13 protein-coding genes are annotated in these 13,894 nt (G+C 44.6%); 4 read left to right on the top strand and 9 right to left on the bottom strand.

Features of this window, described 5'->3' with window-relative positions; translation table 11 throughout:
• Positions 1 to 159: 159 nt before the first annotated feature.
• Complete coding sequence (gene ppnP / locus Q7657_RS07685; protein WP_053987621.1) at positions 160 to 441, top strand: pyrimidine/purine nucleoside phosphorylase; 282 nt, start codon at positions 160 to 162, stop codon at positions 439 to 441.
• Between the two features lie 67 nt (positions 442 to 508).
• On the opposite strand, the gene malI is transcribed toward ppnP, so the two are convergent.
• Positions 509 to 1,534 (bottom strand): Mal regulon transcriptional regulator MalI, encoded by a 1,026-nt coding sequence (gene malI, locus Q7657_RS07680; protein ID WP_107167336.1) that lies wholly within the window; start codon positions 1,532 to 1,534, stop codon positions 509 to 511.
• A gap of 286 nt (positions 1,535 to 1,820) precedes the next feature.
• Here malI and malX point away from each other — a divergent pair, with 286 nt between their 5' ends.
• The 3 genes from malX to Q7657_RS07665 all read left to right on the top strand — a co-directional run bounded on the left by malX (position 1,821) and on the right by Q7657_RS07665 (position 6,594).
• Positions 1,821 to 3,401, top strand: coding sequence for a maltose/glucose-specific PTS transporter subunit IIBC (malX, locus tag Q7657_RS07675; RefSeq protein WP_053987623.1), 1,581 nt, complete (start codon positions 1,821 to 1,823; stop codon positions 3,399 to 3,401).
• 72 nt (positions 3,402 to 3,473) lie between these two features.
• Positions 3,474 to 4,649, top strand: coding sequence for a MalY/PatB family protein (locus tag Q7657_RS07670; protein WP_107167335.1), 1,176 nt, complete (start codon positions 3,474 to 3,476; stop codon positions 4,647 to 4,649).
• Between the two features lie 307 nt (positions 4,650 to 4,956).
• Complete coding sequence (locus Q7657_RS07665) at positions 4,957 to 6,594, top strand: methyl-accepting chemotaxis protein (protein ID WP_107167334.1); 1,638 nt, start codon at positions 4,957 to 4,959, stop codon at positions 6,592 to 6,594.
• A gap of 83 nt (positions 6,595 to 6,677) precedes the next feature.
• Here the strand turns inward: Q7657_RS07665 and fis are convergent, their stop codons facing one another.
• From fis to aroQ, 8 genes are all read right to left on the bottom strand, one after another.
• Positions 6,678 to 6,974 carry a DNA-binding transcriptional regulator Fis gene (fis, locus tag Q7657_RS07660; RefSeq protein ID WP_005372656.1) on the bottom strand — a complete coding sequence of 99 codons (297 nt, stop codon included), beginning with the start codon at positions 6,972 to 6,974 and terminating at the stop codon, positions 6,678 to 6,680.
• Between the two features lie 23 nt (positions 6,975 to 6,997).
• The gene (gene dusB, locus Q7657_RS07655) at positions 6,998 to 7,963 is read right to left on the bottom strand and encodes a tRNA dihydrouridine synthase DusB (RefSeq protein WP_008986050.1); all 966 of its coding nucleotides are present in this window, start codon (positions 7,961 to 7,963) and stop codon (positions 6,998 to 7,000) included.
• Positions 7,964 to 8,139: 176 nt separating this feature from the next.
• A complete protein-coding gene (gene prmA, locus Q7657_RS07650) occupies positions 8,140 to 9,024 on the bottom strand; it encodes a 50S ribosomal protein L11 methyltransferase (protein WP_107167333.1) in 885 nt (294 codons plus the stop codon).
• Between the two features lie 163 nt (positions 9,025 to 9,187).
• Positions 9,188 to 10,645 carry a sodium/pantothenate symporter gene (gene panF, locus Q7657_RS07645; protein WP_107167332.1) on the bottom strand — a complete coding sequence of 486 codons (1,458 nt, stop codon included), beginning with the start codon at positions 10,643 to 10,645 and terminating at the stop codon, positions 9,188 to 9,190.
• Positions 10,638 to 10,919, bottom strand: a complete 282-nt coding sequence (locus Q7657_RS07640; protein ID WP_023932135.1) for a YhdT family protein — start codon at positions 10,917 to 10,919, stop codon at positions 10,638 to 10,640. Before Q7657_RS07640 ends, panF begins: the two co-directional genes overlap by 8 nt.
• A gap of 196 nt (positions 10,920 to 11,115) precedes the next feature.
• Positions 11,116 to 12,459 (bottom strand): acetyl-CoA carboxylase biotin carboxylase subunit, encoded by a 1,344-nt coding sequence (accC, locus tag Q7657_RS07635; RefSeq protein WP_107167331.1) that lies wholly within the window; start codon positions 12,457 to 12,459, stop codon positions 11,116 to 11,118.
• A 14-nt stretch (positions 12,460 to 12,473) separates the two neighbouring features.
• Positions 12,474 to 12,953: an acetyl-CoA carboxylase biotin carboxyl carrier protein gene (gene accB / locus Q7657_RS07630; protein WP_107167330.1), complete on the bottom strand. Its 480-nt coding sequence runs from the start codon at positions 12,951 to 12,953 to the stop codon at positions 12,474 to 12,476.
• 27 nt (positions 12,954 to 12,980) lie between these two features.
• The gene (aroQ, locus tag Q7657_RS07625; protein ID WP_053987631.1) at positions 12,981 to 13,433 is read right to left on the bottom strand and encodes a type II 3-dehydroquinate dehydratase; all 453 of its coding nucleotides are present in this window, start codon (positions 13,431 to 13,433) and stop codon (positions 12,981 to 12,983) included.
• Positions 13,434 to 13,894: the final 461 nt, after the last annotated feature.

Here is a 13,894-nt window from a genome sequence, read left to right as displayed (position 1 = left end):
CAATAAAATTCTGATGCTTAGTGTAGCGTTTTTTTATCATGAACCAAGTTAAATTCATGTCATGAATATCTCGGCTCAGGGCATTATTTTTCATTAGGGCATTGCGAAATTTTGTGATAATTTCCAATCAATAACACGAATTAGAGATAAGGAAAGTCGATGTTAAAAGTGAATGAATATTTTGATGGCCAAGTAAAATCTGTGGGTTTTGAGTCTGCTGGCGATCATGCAAGTGTGGGTGTCATGGTACCGGGTGAATACACTTTTGGTACAGCAGCCCCGGAGCGTATGACTGTGGTTAAAGGTGCGCTGATTGTTAAGCTTCCAGGTCATGTTGACTGGGAAACTTACAATGCAGGTGATGACTTTGAAGTCCCTGGTGACAGTTCATTTAACGTGAAAGTTTTAGAAACAACAGCTTATCTTTGTGATTACCTATAATCGCAAGTAAGAAACAAAAAGCTTCGCTACGGCGGAGCTTTTTTTGTTTTTGAGTATGTTCATGTCATTAGGCCGAGCCACGCTCGATCAGCTGTGGCATTAAGATCAAACGCTGAACATTATCGTTATGATTGGTCATTTTTGCCAGTAATCGCTGTGCCGCTTTCTCGCCAATTTGCCTTGTTGGGGAGCTGATCATGGTCAATGCTGGTTGAGTTAACATCGCCTCTGGCGTGTCATCGAAGCCAATTACTCCTACTTGTTGACCGATATAGTTATCTTTTCCGACGCTTTTACCAACTCGTTGAATACCGTACATGGCACCGAGTGCAATCGCAGGGCGGTGGCATAACAGCGCTGTAATTTTAGGGTGCTGAGTCAGCAGTTGTTGAACACTATCTGCCGCTTGGCTTTGGTTATTGCCTGTCTCGACAACCCATTCATTTTTAAATGGTAATCCGTACTGCATTAATGTGGTGCAATAGCCGCCAATGCGCTCGGCACGGGTTAATGAATCACAAAATCCTCCCACATAGGCAATATGACGATGACCTTGCTCGATCAAATGTTGGGTTGCCATGACCGCTGCTTGGCTATTATCAGGGCCAATGTAATCGACCTCATTATTAACCGCTGCCCGAGCTAAACATACCGCAGGAATGCCGGCTTGCTTTGTCATTTCAAGCACTTGGCTGGTGGCTTCTCGCACAGGACTAAATGCGATACCCGCAACACCTTGTTGGATCATCGATTGCACACATTGGATCAACTTATCGGCTTGATGATTGGATTGAGCAAGAAACAACATATGATCGTGCTTTTCCAGTTCAGCACTTAATCCAGCGGTGACTTCGTTATAAAACGGATCCGTAATATCCGCTAAGATCAAACCGATCAAATTAGAGTGATGGGATCGTAAGTTGGCTGCAGCGTTATTTCGCACATAACCCAGTGCTTCAACCGCTTGATTGACTTTATTGATAGTCGATTCTGATATTCGCCCTTTATTGCTGAGCACCAGAGAGACGGTTGAAACAGAAACCCCCGCATATTCAGCGACATCGGTGATTTTTACTTTGGTTAACTTCGCCATTCGTTAGTTAATTACCCTGTTTTTATTTATTAATATAAAACGTTATCTCTGTGGTTTAGATATTAACAGGATCACATTTTTGAAAATGGCTTTTCATTCGAAATATGTTCCGTGATCTGTATACAGATAAAACTTGGTAAAACGTTTTATCATTTATTTCGTGATTCAGCAAAAGCGTTGGCAGAAGTTTAGAGCTCATCTTCGTCGACGTTTTTTTTCAGCAAAGTGATAAAACGTTTTACCACTTTGTTTTTGACGAAGATAAATCTGTGATTAGGTGACGATAATGTCTAAATCTGCAAATAAAACAACGCTGTGGGAATTTTTCCAAAGTCTAGGCAAAACCTTCATGTTGCCTGTAGCACTACTGGCGTTCTCCGGTATTTTACTCGGTATTGGTAGCTCGTTATCAAGTGCGGCGGTGAAAGAAAGCATGCCGTTCCTTGATAATACCGTGTTGCAATTGCTGTTTATGTGGATGACCAAAATCGGTTTAGTGGCGTTCATTTACTTACCGATCATGTTTGCTGTGGCGATCCCATTGGGCTTAGCCCGTGAAGAGAAAGGCGTGGCGGCTTTTGCCGGTTTCGTTGGTTATGCAGCCTTAAACTTATCAATTAACTTCTACCTAACGGTTGCTGGGGTATTGGGCAATGCGACAGAAGAAAAAGCCTACGGTGTAAAATCGATCCTTGGTATTGAGTCGATTGATACTGGTATTTTAGGGGCGGTGATCGTCGGTATTATCGTGGCGAAATTACATGCTCGCTTCTACACCTACAAAATGCCAGATGCATTAGCTTTCTTCGGTGGTGCTCGTTTTGTGCCTATTATTTCAACCCTAACGTTAGGTGTCGTGGGTCTATTAGTACCACTGATTTGGCCGTACTTTGCGATGGGAATTAATGGGATCGGTAGCTTGATCTCTCACTCAGGCCCATTTGGTCCATTCTTATTCGGTACTGGTGAGCGTCTGTTACTGCCATTTGGTCTGCATCACATTCTAGTGGCATTAGTTCGCTTTACTGAAGCGGGCGGTACGATGGATGTGTGTGGTAACACGGTAAGTGGTGCACTGAATATTTTCTACGCTGAGCTTTCTTGCTCTACAACTAATGGTTTCTCTAACTCAGCAACATCATTCTTATCACAAGGTAAAATGCCAGCATTTCTTGGTGGCTTACCGGGTGCAGCATTGGCAATGTACCACTGTGCACGTGTTGAAAATCGTAGCAAAGTAAAAGCGTTATTATTATCAGGTGTTGTGGCATGTATCGTCGGTGGTATCACTGAGCCGCTAGAGTTCTTGTTCTTATTCGTTGCGCCTGCGCTGTACTTTATCCATGCGATCCTAACCGGTATTGGTTTTATGGCGATGCACTTACTGGGTGTGACCATTGGTAATACAGACGGCAACATTATTGATTTCTTGATCTTCGGTGTACTGCAAGGCACTGCAACTAAGTGGTATTTAGTACCTGTCGTTGCTGCGGTATGGTTTGTGATGTACTACAGCGTGTTCCGCTTTGCGATCACTCGCTTTAATCTAAAAACACCGGGTCGAGAAGTGGCGGATGTGAAAGAAGAATTAGCGTTTGCTGAAGGTGGTGAGAAAACGACGGGTTATAAAGGTGACATTATTCTTAATGCACTCGGTGGTGCTGCGAATATCACCTCGCTTGATAACTGTATTACACGCTTACGTTTATCGGTTAATGATATGAGTTTGGTGAACGATGCGGTGTTAAAAGCGAACGGAGCTTTAGGTGTCGTCAAGCTCGATGAGCATAACCTGCAAGTCGTTATTGGGCCTCAGGTTCACATGGTGAAAAATGAAATGCAGAGTTTAATGCCAGCAACGGCATAAGGTTATGGCGGAGCCTAGTGCTCCGCTTTTCTGCTTTTGTATCTCTGTTTTAATTAGTTTCGAGAGGTTGTTATGTTTGATTTTTCGACCCCAGTTAACCGTTATGGTACTTACTGCACGCAGTGGGATTATGTCGAAGATCGCTTTGGTGAAGCTGACTTATTACCCTTTACCATTTCAGACATGGATTTCGCCATTGCCCCTTGTATTGAGCAAGCCTTATCTGAGCGTTTAGCACATGGGGTATTTGGCTATAGCCGTTGGAACCATGATGATTTTAAATCAGCGATCACAGGCTGGTTTGCTCGTCGTTATCATAGCCAAATCAATCTTGATCATATTGTCTATGGGCCATCAGTGATTTACATCATTGCGCAATTAGTGATGCAGTGGACCAAACAAGGTGAAGGTGTGCTTATTCACACTCCTGCTTATGATGCATTTGGCAATATGTTAGCGGCCAATGATCGTTTAATGCTAACTAGCCCGTTATTAAAAACGGCAGGTGGCAGTTATGAGATTGACTGGGTACAGTTTAAAGCACAAGCAGCTAAAGCTGAATGTAAGGTTTTGTTGTTGTGTAGCCCCCAAAACCCAACAGGGCGAGTATGGACTCGTGATGAGCTCAAGCGTATGGCGCAGATCTGTCAGCAACACCACGTGAAAGTGATCTCAGATGATATTCACATGGACATGGCATTTAACGATTATATTCCGTGGTCTGAAGTGGCTGTTGATGATAACTGGGCACTCGTTTCGTCTGGCTCTAAATCATTTAATATTCCAGCCCTAACTGGGGCGTATGGGTTTATCGCCAATGCCGAGGTGCGTGATCGTTACCTGACACAATTAAAAGCAGCTCATGGTTTATCATCACCCTCGATCCTTGGTGTGATTGGGCATATTGCCGCTTATAACCATGGTGAAGCATGGCTAGAGCGTTTAAAAGACTACCTGCAAGCAAACCTTCATTATGTGGCTGAGCAGCTTAATCAGGCGTTTCCAGAGCTTAATTATCAAGTGCCAGAAGGGACGTATTTAGCGTGGATCGACCTAACACCACTGAATATCGATATGGATGCGTTACAGCAACGTTTAATTCGTCATTACAAAGTAGCGATCATGCGTGGTGATACTTATGGCAAAGAAGGACAAGGCTATGTACGACTGAATGTCGGATGTCCTCGCAGTAAAGTTGAAACGGGTTTACAAGCACTGATTAGTGCATTGCATGACGTGACAAAATAACTATCTATTTGTGGTTGATAACGATAAGCAAGCTTCGCTACGGCGGAGCTTTTTTGTGTCTACTACGTGGTTAGTTTAAGTGATTGAGTGTTATATCAGTTACCTATAAGTATGATACTTTACGCATATATTGAAATTTAACAATTTATCTAATGAGAAAGCATTATAGTAAAGCTATTTAGCAAGGTTGATATCTAGTTAATCACACCTAACGTGTTGATTTATGCTGTTTAGAACCTAATTGATCTTGTGCGTTATAGAGAAAGTATTCACGACTAAACGTCATAAGTAGAATTAGGGAGGTTCTATGAATCTATCACTCACTCATGCTTCTATTAGTGCTAAAGCTTGGATCATTTGGCTGCTTTTTGCTATTGGCCTCATTACCATTTCTGTTTTAAATATTTCTTCGACCAATCAACACATGCGTGCCAATTATGAGCGTGGTATTAAGCAGATCGTTGAAGGGGCGGTTGGCGTGGTGAAGCATTATCATACCCTGAGTGCCAATGGCACGTTAAGCGAAGAAGAAGCACAAAAGCAGGCGTTAGCTGCAATCAATGCTATGCGCTTTGACGGTGGTAATTATATTTTCGGTGGGAACCGAGAAGGCTATCAAATCGCTACACGCTTTGATGAGATGATGGGAACAGACATTCTTTCATTAGAAGATGGCAATGGACGACGCTTTGTGGAAGAGCTTTACAGTGTTGGTAAGCAAGGGGGCGGCTTTGTTGATTACATGTGGAAGTCTTCATCTGATCCTAATCAGCTGATTTTAAAAACCAGTTATGCTGATTACTTTCACCCTTGGGGCTGGATGATTGGTGCAGGGATCAACATCAAAGCATTAAATAAAGATATCCAAGAAACCCAGTGGTTATCGTTTATCAATGTTGCTGTGATCTTGGTGGTACTGTCATTGTTTATGGTGTTCTTTATTCGCAGTATTACCCAGCCAATAAACAAAACCGTGGCGGCGATGCGTGATCTCTCTGTCGGTGAAGGCGATTTAACCCAACGCTTAAAAGAAGAAGGCAGTCCCGAGTTAATTGCATTAGCTAAACACTTTAACCGTTTTGTTAGCTCCATTCAGACCATCATGCATAGCATCAGTGATGCTGGCTCTCAGCTTACCCAATCTTCCCGTTGCCTCTCCCAATCTGTGTTATCCGTTGATGCTAATCTCAATCAGCAAAAAGAAGATACCGATCAGCTGGTGGGCTCAATGAGTGAAATGCTCACTGCGGTTGAAGAAATTGCAGGAAGAACGGTAGATGCCAGTGATTTTAGTGTTGAAGCGGCAAAACAAACCGAAGCGAGTAAAGCGATCATTCAACGTAATATTGAAGAGTCACAATTGTTGGCGTTAGATATTGGCGAAGCCAGCGAAGTGATTACCCAACTAGCCACAGATAGTCGTAATGTTGATACGGTCTTGGAAGTGATCAGAGGCATTGCAGAGCAAACCAATCTATTGGCACTTAATGCTGCAATAGAAGCGGCGAGGGCGGGTGAAGCAGGTCGAGGCTTTGCTGTGGTTGCAGATGAGGTAAGAACGCTGTCCCAGCGCACACAGGAGTCTACAGTAGAAATTCAAACCATTATTGAAAAGTTGCAAGAAGGGGCTGAAAAGGCGGTTTGTGTAATGAATAAAGGGGCTGAAAAAGCGAAAAATGCTTCTACCATTTCGGCATCAGCTGGTGAAGCGCTGAATTTGATTGTGGAAGAAGTTCATGCCATTCAGGGAATGAACGAGCAGATCTCTGCGGCGACAGAGCAACAGTCATTAACTGTAAATTGCATTAATCAAAATGTGTCGAGTTTAAATGACAGCTCAATCTCGCTCTCTTCAGAGTCGAGCCAGTTATCATCATCAAGCGAGGAACTAAATCAAATCTCAGAAGATCTGATGGTAACGATTCAGCGTTTTAAACTTCATTAAAACACCTAACGTTAAGATAATAAAAAAGCCATGCCTGGATAAACAGGGATGGCTTTTTTATCACAAACAAAGACGGCTAAGTCTTAGTTCATGCCATATTTCTTTAGCTTCTTACGTAGCGTACCACGGTTGATACCCATCATGGTTGCTGCGCGAGTTTGGTTACCGCGAGTGTACTGCATGATTGTATCTAGTAGTGGTTGTTCAACTTCTGCAAGCACAAGCTCGTACAGATCGTCGACTTCCTGACCATTTAATTGAGCAAGGTAGTTTTTAAGGGATGCCTTCACTGAATCACGTAGAGGTTTCTGTGTGATTTGGTCTTGTGAAGTTACAGTTGTTACTGTTAACGCTTCGGAAGTCAGATTTTGTTCGAACATAATTCTGTAAGCTCTTCTAGTATTTATGCAACGTTTTCGAAGTAGCCTTGCAGCGCATCAAGTTGCTGTTGAGCATCCTCGATTGCGTTGAAGGTCTGGCGGAAATCACCTGCAGGTGCATGCTCTTTCAAGTACCAAGACACGTGTTTACGTGCAATGCGCAGTCCTAAGTATTCACCGTAGAACTGGTGGAGTTCTTGAACATGCCCTAGCATTATTTCGCTAACCTCATCAATTGATGGTGCAGCGAGGTGTTCACCAGTTGTTAAGTAATGGTGGATTTCGCGAAAAATCCACGGCTTCCCTTGTGCAGGTCGGCCAATCATCAGAGCATCGGCACCCGTGTAATCGAGTACAAAGCGCGCTTTTTCTGGGCTATCGATATCACCGTTAGCGATAACCGGGATCGAGATGGCTTGTTTCACCGCTCTGATGTAGTCATATTCCGCTTCACCTTTGTACATACAAGCTTTGGTTCGACCATGAAGGGCGAGAGCTTGAATGCCACACTGTTCCGCGAGTTTGGCTATGTCGACACAGTTTCTATTTTCCAGGTCCCAGCCGGTACGCGTTTTCAGCGTTACCGGAACATCCACTGCATCAACAACGGTGCGAAGAATGTCTTCAACAAGGTCGGGATATTGCAGTAGCGCAGAGCCTGCTAATCTTTTGTTTACTTTCTTTGCTGGGCAACCCATGTTGATATCGATGATTTGCGCACCGTTTTCAACACTGAATTGTGCAGCTTCAGCCATCAACTTTGGATCAGCACCTGCGATCTGAACCGAACGAATGCCTGATTCACCTTCATGAACCATACGATTGAGCGATTTAGACGTCTTCCATAGATCTGGGTTCGACGACATCATCTCGCTAACAGCCATGCCAGCACCGTAGCGAAGGCATAACTCACGAAATGGCCGATCGGTCACACCCGCCATAGGCGCGACTATCAGCTGGTTTTTAAGTTGATAAGGACCGATTTGCAAAATGTCTCTACCTGACTGTGCCAGTAAGGGCGCGCATTTTACGCATTTTTTGCTCTGCTGAAAAGGCCAATAATTGAGCATGATGATTTTGTTTTTTAAAATCGTATGATTTTCAATCAATTGACCGTTTTATTTTATAAATAAAAATCAGCGGACGCGCTCTGAAAATGGGCTGATTATGCCTTACGGCCTGAGATACGACACCACTCTTCACGCGCTTGAACTGGATCTAACGCTAGTTCATCGCTGTAGTAAGTCGATACATCTTCTGCTTGGCTTTCTAGTACGCCAGAAATCGCTAGCTCGCCGCCATCTTTGATCAGGCTCTTGATCACAGGTGATAGCTCACGTAGTGGGCCTGCAAGAATGTTTGCCACCACGATATCGGCTTGGATGCCTTCAGGCTGATCTTTCGGTAGGTATAGCTCTAGCTTGTCAGATACGCCGTTACGCTCAGCATTATCACGAGAGGCTAAGATAGCTTGTGGGTCGATATCGATACCGATCACTTTTGCTGCGCCTAGTTTTAGTGCTGCAATAGCGAGGATGCCTGAACCACAACCAAAATCGATAACGGTTTTACCCGTTAGATTTTGACCGTCTAACCACTCAAGACACAGTGATGTTGTTGGGTGAGTACCGGTACCAAATGCTAGACCTGGGTCTAGTAGTACGTTTACCGCATCTGGCTCCGGTGCTTCACGCCAGCTTGGGCAGATCCATAGGCGACGACCGAAACGCATTGGGTGGAAGTTATCCATCCACTCACGTTCCCAGTCTTTATCTTCTAACTGCTCGATTTTGTAAGCGAAATCATCAGCAATTAGTGGGCTGTTTTTTAGCATGTTCAGCACGAAATCCATGTCGGCTTCAGCATCATACAAACCAATTACATCGGTATCACCCCAAAGGCGGGTTTCACCTGGCATAGGCTCGAACACTGGCGTGTCTTGTGCGTCAAGGAAAGTGACAGACAGAGCACCAGTCTCTTCCATTAGCATGTCGCCAATTGCTTCTGCGCTCTCTGCAGTTGCGTTCAGTTTAATTTGAATCCAAGGCATGGTTTATTCGCTTATTTTGTGACTACTTGAACATAGGGGGCGCAGTCTAGCATGAAATTTCACCAATCCCCATTGCCAGATGTCATTCTAGGGATAAAAAAAAGATAGTACCGAATGGCACTATCTTTAATGTAGTCGAGTTTTTCGCGCTAAATAGGCGCTTTTAGTCGCTCAATTGCGGTGTTTCTACTTTGGTAGGTTTTGCGTAGCTACCAATGATGAAAGCCAGTAATCCTAATATCAGCGTAGGCACAATTGCATGTACACCATTCATATCCGGCTTGCTCAGCGACAGTATGATGTAACTACTTAATCCCACTACCATGGAAGCAAATGCACCAGTTGCAGAAGCTTTTTTCCAGTATAAGCCGAGGACCAGTGGCCAGAGGAATACCGCTTGTAAGCTACCAAAGGCTAACAGGTTAAGCCAAATGATCATGTCGGGTGGATTCATCGCAGCAATAAATACTAAGCCAGAGAAAATACCGGTTACCCATAGTGATAATTTAGGCAGGCGTTTTTCAGCGTGTTCGTTAGTCGCAATACTTGGATTGATATAGTTGATATATAAATCTTTTAAGAGCGTTGCTGAGGCTTGGATCAACTGTGAATCGATGGTCGACATGATCGCTGCCATTGGACCGGCTAAGAACACCCCAGCAACCACTGGCGGTAGTACGGTGACCATTAAGGTTGGCATGATCTGATCGGGGCTGGCGATATCTGGCACGATAGCGCGACCTAATGCCCCCGCTAAGTGCATACCAAACATCAGTAGTGCCACCATGATGGTACTTAGCACCATGCCTTTGTGCAGTGAGTTACTGTCTTTGTAAGACATACAACGTACTGCGGCATGAGGCAGACCTATTACACCAAAGCAGACTAAAATCCAAAAGCTCAACATGAAAGGTTGGCTAAGAAAGTGATTTGGACCGTACGGAGTGATCAATGCTGGATCAATATCGTGTAATTTGGTCACCAAAGCACCTACACTGCCGCCAGCATGGACGATCCCGACCAGTAGGGCGATAGTACCGATGATCATCATTAAGCCTTGTAGGGTATCTGTCATGACCACCGCTCTAAAGCCACCGATGGTGGTATAGAGGCCGACAGTGATTGCAAAGATCATCAAGCCATGCATATAGGATAAACCTGTCACGGTTTGCAGTAATCGCGCCCCGCCAACAAACTGCACCACCATAGTACCGAAGAAGGCGAGTAGCAGTGACAATGAAGCAAAAATGACAACACCACGGTTTTTATAGCGGGCATATAAGATGTCATTAAGTGTTAGTGCATTGTGACGGCGGGCTTCAATGGCAAACTTTTTACCCAGCACACCTAAGGTGAGCCATGCAGCAGGCAATTGGATCATGGCAAGTAATACCCAGCCTAATCCCATTTTGTAAGCCGCACCGGGACCACCGATGAAGGTACTGGCACTGGCGTAAGTTGCGGCAAGGGTCATGGCAAGCACGAAGCCCCCCATGCTGCGACCACCGACCAAATATTCGGTCAGGAAGTTGCCTTTACCTTGAAAACGTCGGGTATAGAGTGCCATTGCGAATACAGCCGCAAGATAAAGCACTATCGGGATGATCAGTTGGCTATTCATCAGGTTCGTCGTGGTTAATATCTAAAGGAAGATCACGGTAGACGACTTTCACCATCACACCGCAAAGTACAGTAAACAGGATTGGGCCGACAATACATGACAGCAAGAACCAGAGTGGGAAGCCAAAATACAAGGTTGGCATACTTAGATCACCGATAGCAGGTGCTAAGCCGTAGGCGGATACGTACCACCATAGAAAATAAGCTAACGCTAGGGCTATCGCCCAATAAGCCTCTTTATGGGCTTGGCGATAACGTGCTGAGAGCGTTTTCATGCTGTATCTCCAGTGTTATCAAGAGTGTTACTACTCAATACAGTGTAGTGAACAGTAGAGTTGGTCAAAAAAGGTGGGCTATTGTGGCAAAAGATACTGTGTTATGCCATGTGAACAGATCAATCAGCAGGGATTGAAAGGCGGTAGTAAACAAAAAGGCTACCCGAAGGTAGCCTTTTAGCGCTGTAAGCAGGGCTTACTGAAGACCAAGTTTCTTCTCTAGGTAGTGAATGTTTGCACCACCTTTTTGGAAGTTCTCGTCTGCCATGATCGCTTGTTGTAGCGGTACGTTAGTCTTAATACCGTCAATGATCATTTCGCTTAGTGCGTTACGCATGCGAGAAATCGCAACATCGCGGTTTTCACCGTACGCAATCAACTTACCGATCATTGAATCGTAGTAAGGCGGTACTGTGTAACCTGTGTAGATGTGAGATTCCCAACGAATACCCATACCACCTGGCGCGTGGAAACGCTCGATAGTACCTGGGCAAGGTAGGAAACGCTCTGGATCTTCTGCGTTGATACGACATTCGATAGCATGGCCACGAATTTGAATATCACTTTGGCTGAAAGACAGTGGTTGACCTGCTGCAATACGTAACTGCTCTTTGATCAAATCAACGCCAGTGACCATTTCTGTTACTGGGTGTTCAACCTGAATACGGGTGTTCATTTCAATGAAGTAGAACTCACCGTTTTCGTATAGGAATTCAAACGTACCCGCACCACGGTAACCGATTTCGATACATGCACGAGTACAACGCTCACCGATGTACTTACGCATTTCTTCAGTAATACCCGGCGCTGGCGCTTCTTCTACCACTTTCTGGTGACGACGCTGCATAGAACAGTCACGCTCACCTAAGTGGATCGCACCGCCTTGACCGTCAGCTAAAACCTGTACTTCAATATGACGTGGGTTTTCAAGGTATTTCTCCATGTAAACCATGTCGTTATTGAAACAAGATTTTGCTTCCGCACGGGTCATTGCGATTGCTTCTGTTAGTTCGTTTTCGCCACGAACTACACGCATACCACGACCGCCGCCGCCACCAGAGGCTTTGATGATCACAGGGTAGCCAATACGCTTAGCGAAAGATTTGTTTTTCGCTTCGTCGTCATCAAGAGGACCGTCAGAGCCAGGTACACAAGGTACGCCTGCTTTTTTCATTGCCGTGATAGCAGAAACCTTGTCACCCATTAGGCGGATAGTTTCAGCTTTAGGACCCACGAAAATAAAACCAGAACGCTCAACTTGCTCAGCAAAGTCAGCATTTTCTGAAAGGAAACCGTAACCAGGGTGGATAGCTACAGCACCTGTGATTTCAGCAGCACTAATGATGCGTGGAATATTTAGGTAGCTGTCGATACCGCGAGCAGGACCAATACACACTGACTCGTCAGCAAGTAGAACGTGCTTAAGATCGCGGTCTGCAGTGGAGTGAACCGCTACAGTTTTGATACCTAGCTCTTTACAAGCGCGTAGGATACGAAGTGCAATTTCACCTCGGTTCGCAATTACTAATTTATCTAACATAGCCAGAGCCTCGATTACTCGATGATGATAAGAGGCTGATCGAATTCAATCGCATCGCCGTCTTCTGCAAGAATAGCGACAACTTTACCGGCTTTGTCTGCTTGGATTTGGTTCATCATCTTCATCGCTTCAACGATACATAGCGTGTCACCGATGTTGACAGATTGACCCACTTCTACAAATGATTTCGCTTCAGGGCTTGGAGAGCGGTAGAAAGTACCAACCATTGGAGAAAGTACAGAGTGGCCAGCTACTGGTGCCGCAGTTTCTGCTGCTGGAGCTGTCGCAACAGGTGCTGCTGGTGCTTCTACTGGTTGTGCTACTGCAGGCTGTGCTGGTGCAATTGGCGCTGCTGCGTATTGTTGTGGCATTACTGCTGTTGGTGCAACGCTACGGCTGATGCGTACAGACTCTTCACCTTCAGAAATTTCTAGTTCAGCAATACCTGATTCTTCTACAAGCTCGATTAGCTTCTTGATCTTACGAATATCCATTTATATTTCTCTTTTTATATTGTTCAGTTAGCTGTCTGCATGCAGGCGACGTACTGCTGCATTCAGGGCGAATTCATAACCGTCAGGGCCGAGGCCGCAAATCACACCTACTGCTTTATCAGAAAGGTAAGAGTGATGACGGAAGGGTTCACGGGCGTGGACGTTAGATAAGTGCACTTCAATAAACGGAATAGCGACACCGAGTAGCGCATCACGGATCGCAACGCTGGTGTGCGTGAAGGCTGCAGGATTGATGATGATAAAATCGATCTTGCCGTAGGCCTGATGAATTGCATCAATCAATACATGTTCCGCATTAGATTGAACGTGTTCTAACGCCACTCCTAATTGGGTAGCTTTAGCAGTGAGCCCATCAATAAGTTGATTGAGCGATTGATGGCCGTAATGACCCGGCTCTCGAAGACCTAATAGGTTTAGGTTAGGCCCATTAATTACTAAAATTCGTTTAACGGTCGACATCTTGACGTATTTTCACTTGTTTATGAGGTTAAACTCTAACAACTTGCAGACTTATGCAATTTTGTTTCCGTGTGTCCGTTTTTTTACTGCTAAACGTTCGTTGTTGAGCAATTATAGAGAATTCACCGCAAATCGCAGCAAAATACTGGTCTAATCACCACTTTTTTGTGCGAACACGTGTAAGCTGTAGTTGAGTGATTAGTCAAAATTAGACGTTTTATCTTACGACAAGTTCCCGCAACTAAGTGTAAGAATTTAGTGATAATTCTTCATATATTCATCTTATTCTCACAAGACGGAAATACAGTGACAGTAGTAACGAAAATCTGATGAATAAACCAACAATATTGCTGTCGATTTATTCTACATTGTGATCTTGGTGGCGCATTTTAGGTGAGTGAAGCTGGTGGTTTGCTGAATTAAATCGAGAAAACTAGCGAAAAAAATAAAAAAAGACCGCA

The organism is Candidatus Photobacterium acropomis (genome assembly GCF_030685555.1).
Lineage (GTDB): Bacteria > Pseudomonadota > Gammaproteobacteria > Enterobacterales > Vibrionaceae > Photobacterium > Photobacterium lucens.
Note: the sequence above shows the minus strand (reverse complement) of the source record. Positions and strands in the feature narration are given on the sequence as shown.

What these genes read in the sequence shown, in the direction of transcription:
- prmA (WP_107167333.1), bottom strand. Translation starts at nt 9,024, where the DNA reads ATGCCTTGGATTCAAATTAAACTGAACGCAACTGCAGAGAGCGCAGAA.
- Q7657_RS07665 (WP_107167334.1), top strand. Translation starts at nt 4,957, where the DNA reads ATGAATCTATCACTCACTCATGCTTCTATTAGTGCTAAAGCTTGGATC.
- aroQ (WP_053987631.1), bottom strand. Translation starts at nt 13,433, where the DNA reads ATGTCGACCGTTAAACGAATTTTAGTAATTAATGGGCCTAACCTAAAC.
- accB (WP_107167330.1), bottom strand. Translation starts at nt 12,953, where the DNA reads ATGGATATTCGTAAGATCAAGAAGCTAATCGAGCTTGTAGAAGAATCA.
- fis (WP_005372656.1), bottom strand. Translation starts at nt 6,974, where the DNA reads ATGTTCGAACAAAATCTGACTTCCGAAGCGTTAACAGTAACAACTGTA.
- malI (WP_107167336.1), bottom strand. Translation starts at nt 1,534, where the DNA reads ATGGCGAAGTTAACCAAAGTAAAAATCACCGATGTCGCTGAATATGCG.
- malX (WP_053987623.1), top strand. Translation starts at nt 1,821, where the DNA reads ATGTCTAAATCTGCAAATAAAACAACGCTGTGGGAATTTTTCCAAAGT.
- Q7657_RS07640 (WP_023932135.1), bottom strand. Translation starts at nt 10,919, where the DNA reads ATGAAAACGCTCTCAGCACGTTATCGCCAAGCCCATAAAGAGGCTTAT.
- Q7657_RS07670 (WP_107167335.1), top strand. Translation starts at nt 3,474, where the DNA reads ATGTTTGATTTTTCGACCCCAGTTAACCGTTATGGTACTTACTGCACG.
- accC (WP_107167331.1), bottom strand. Translation starts at nt 12,459, where the DNA reads ATGTTAGATAAATTAGTAATTGCGAACCGAGGTGAAATTGCACTTCGT.
- ppnP (WP_053987621.1), top strand. Translation starts at nt 160, where the DNA reads ATGTTAAAAGTGAATGAATATTTTGATGGCCAAGTAAAATCTGTGGGT.
- panF (WP_107167332.1), bottom strand. Translation starts at nt 10,645, where the DNA reads ATGAATAGCCAACTGATCATCCCGATAGTGCTTTATCTTGCGGCTGTA.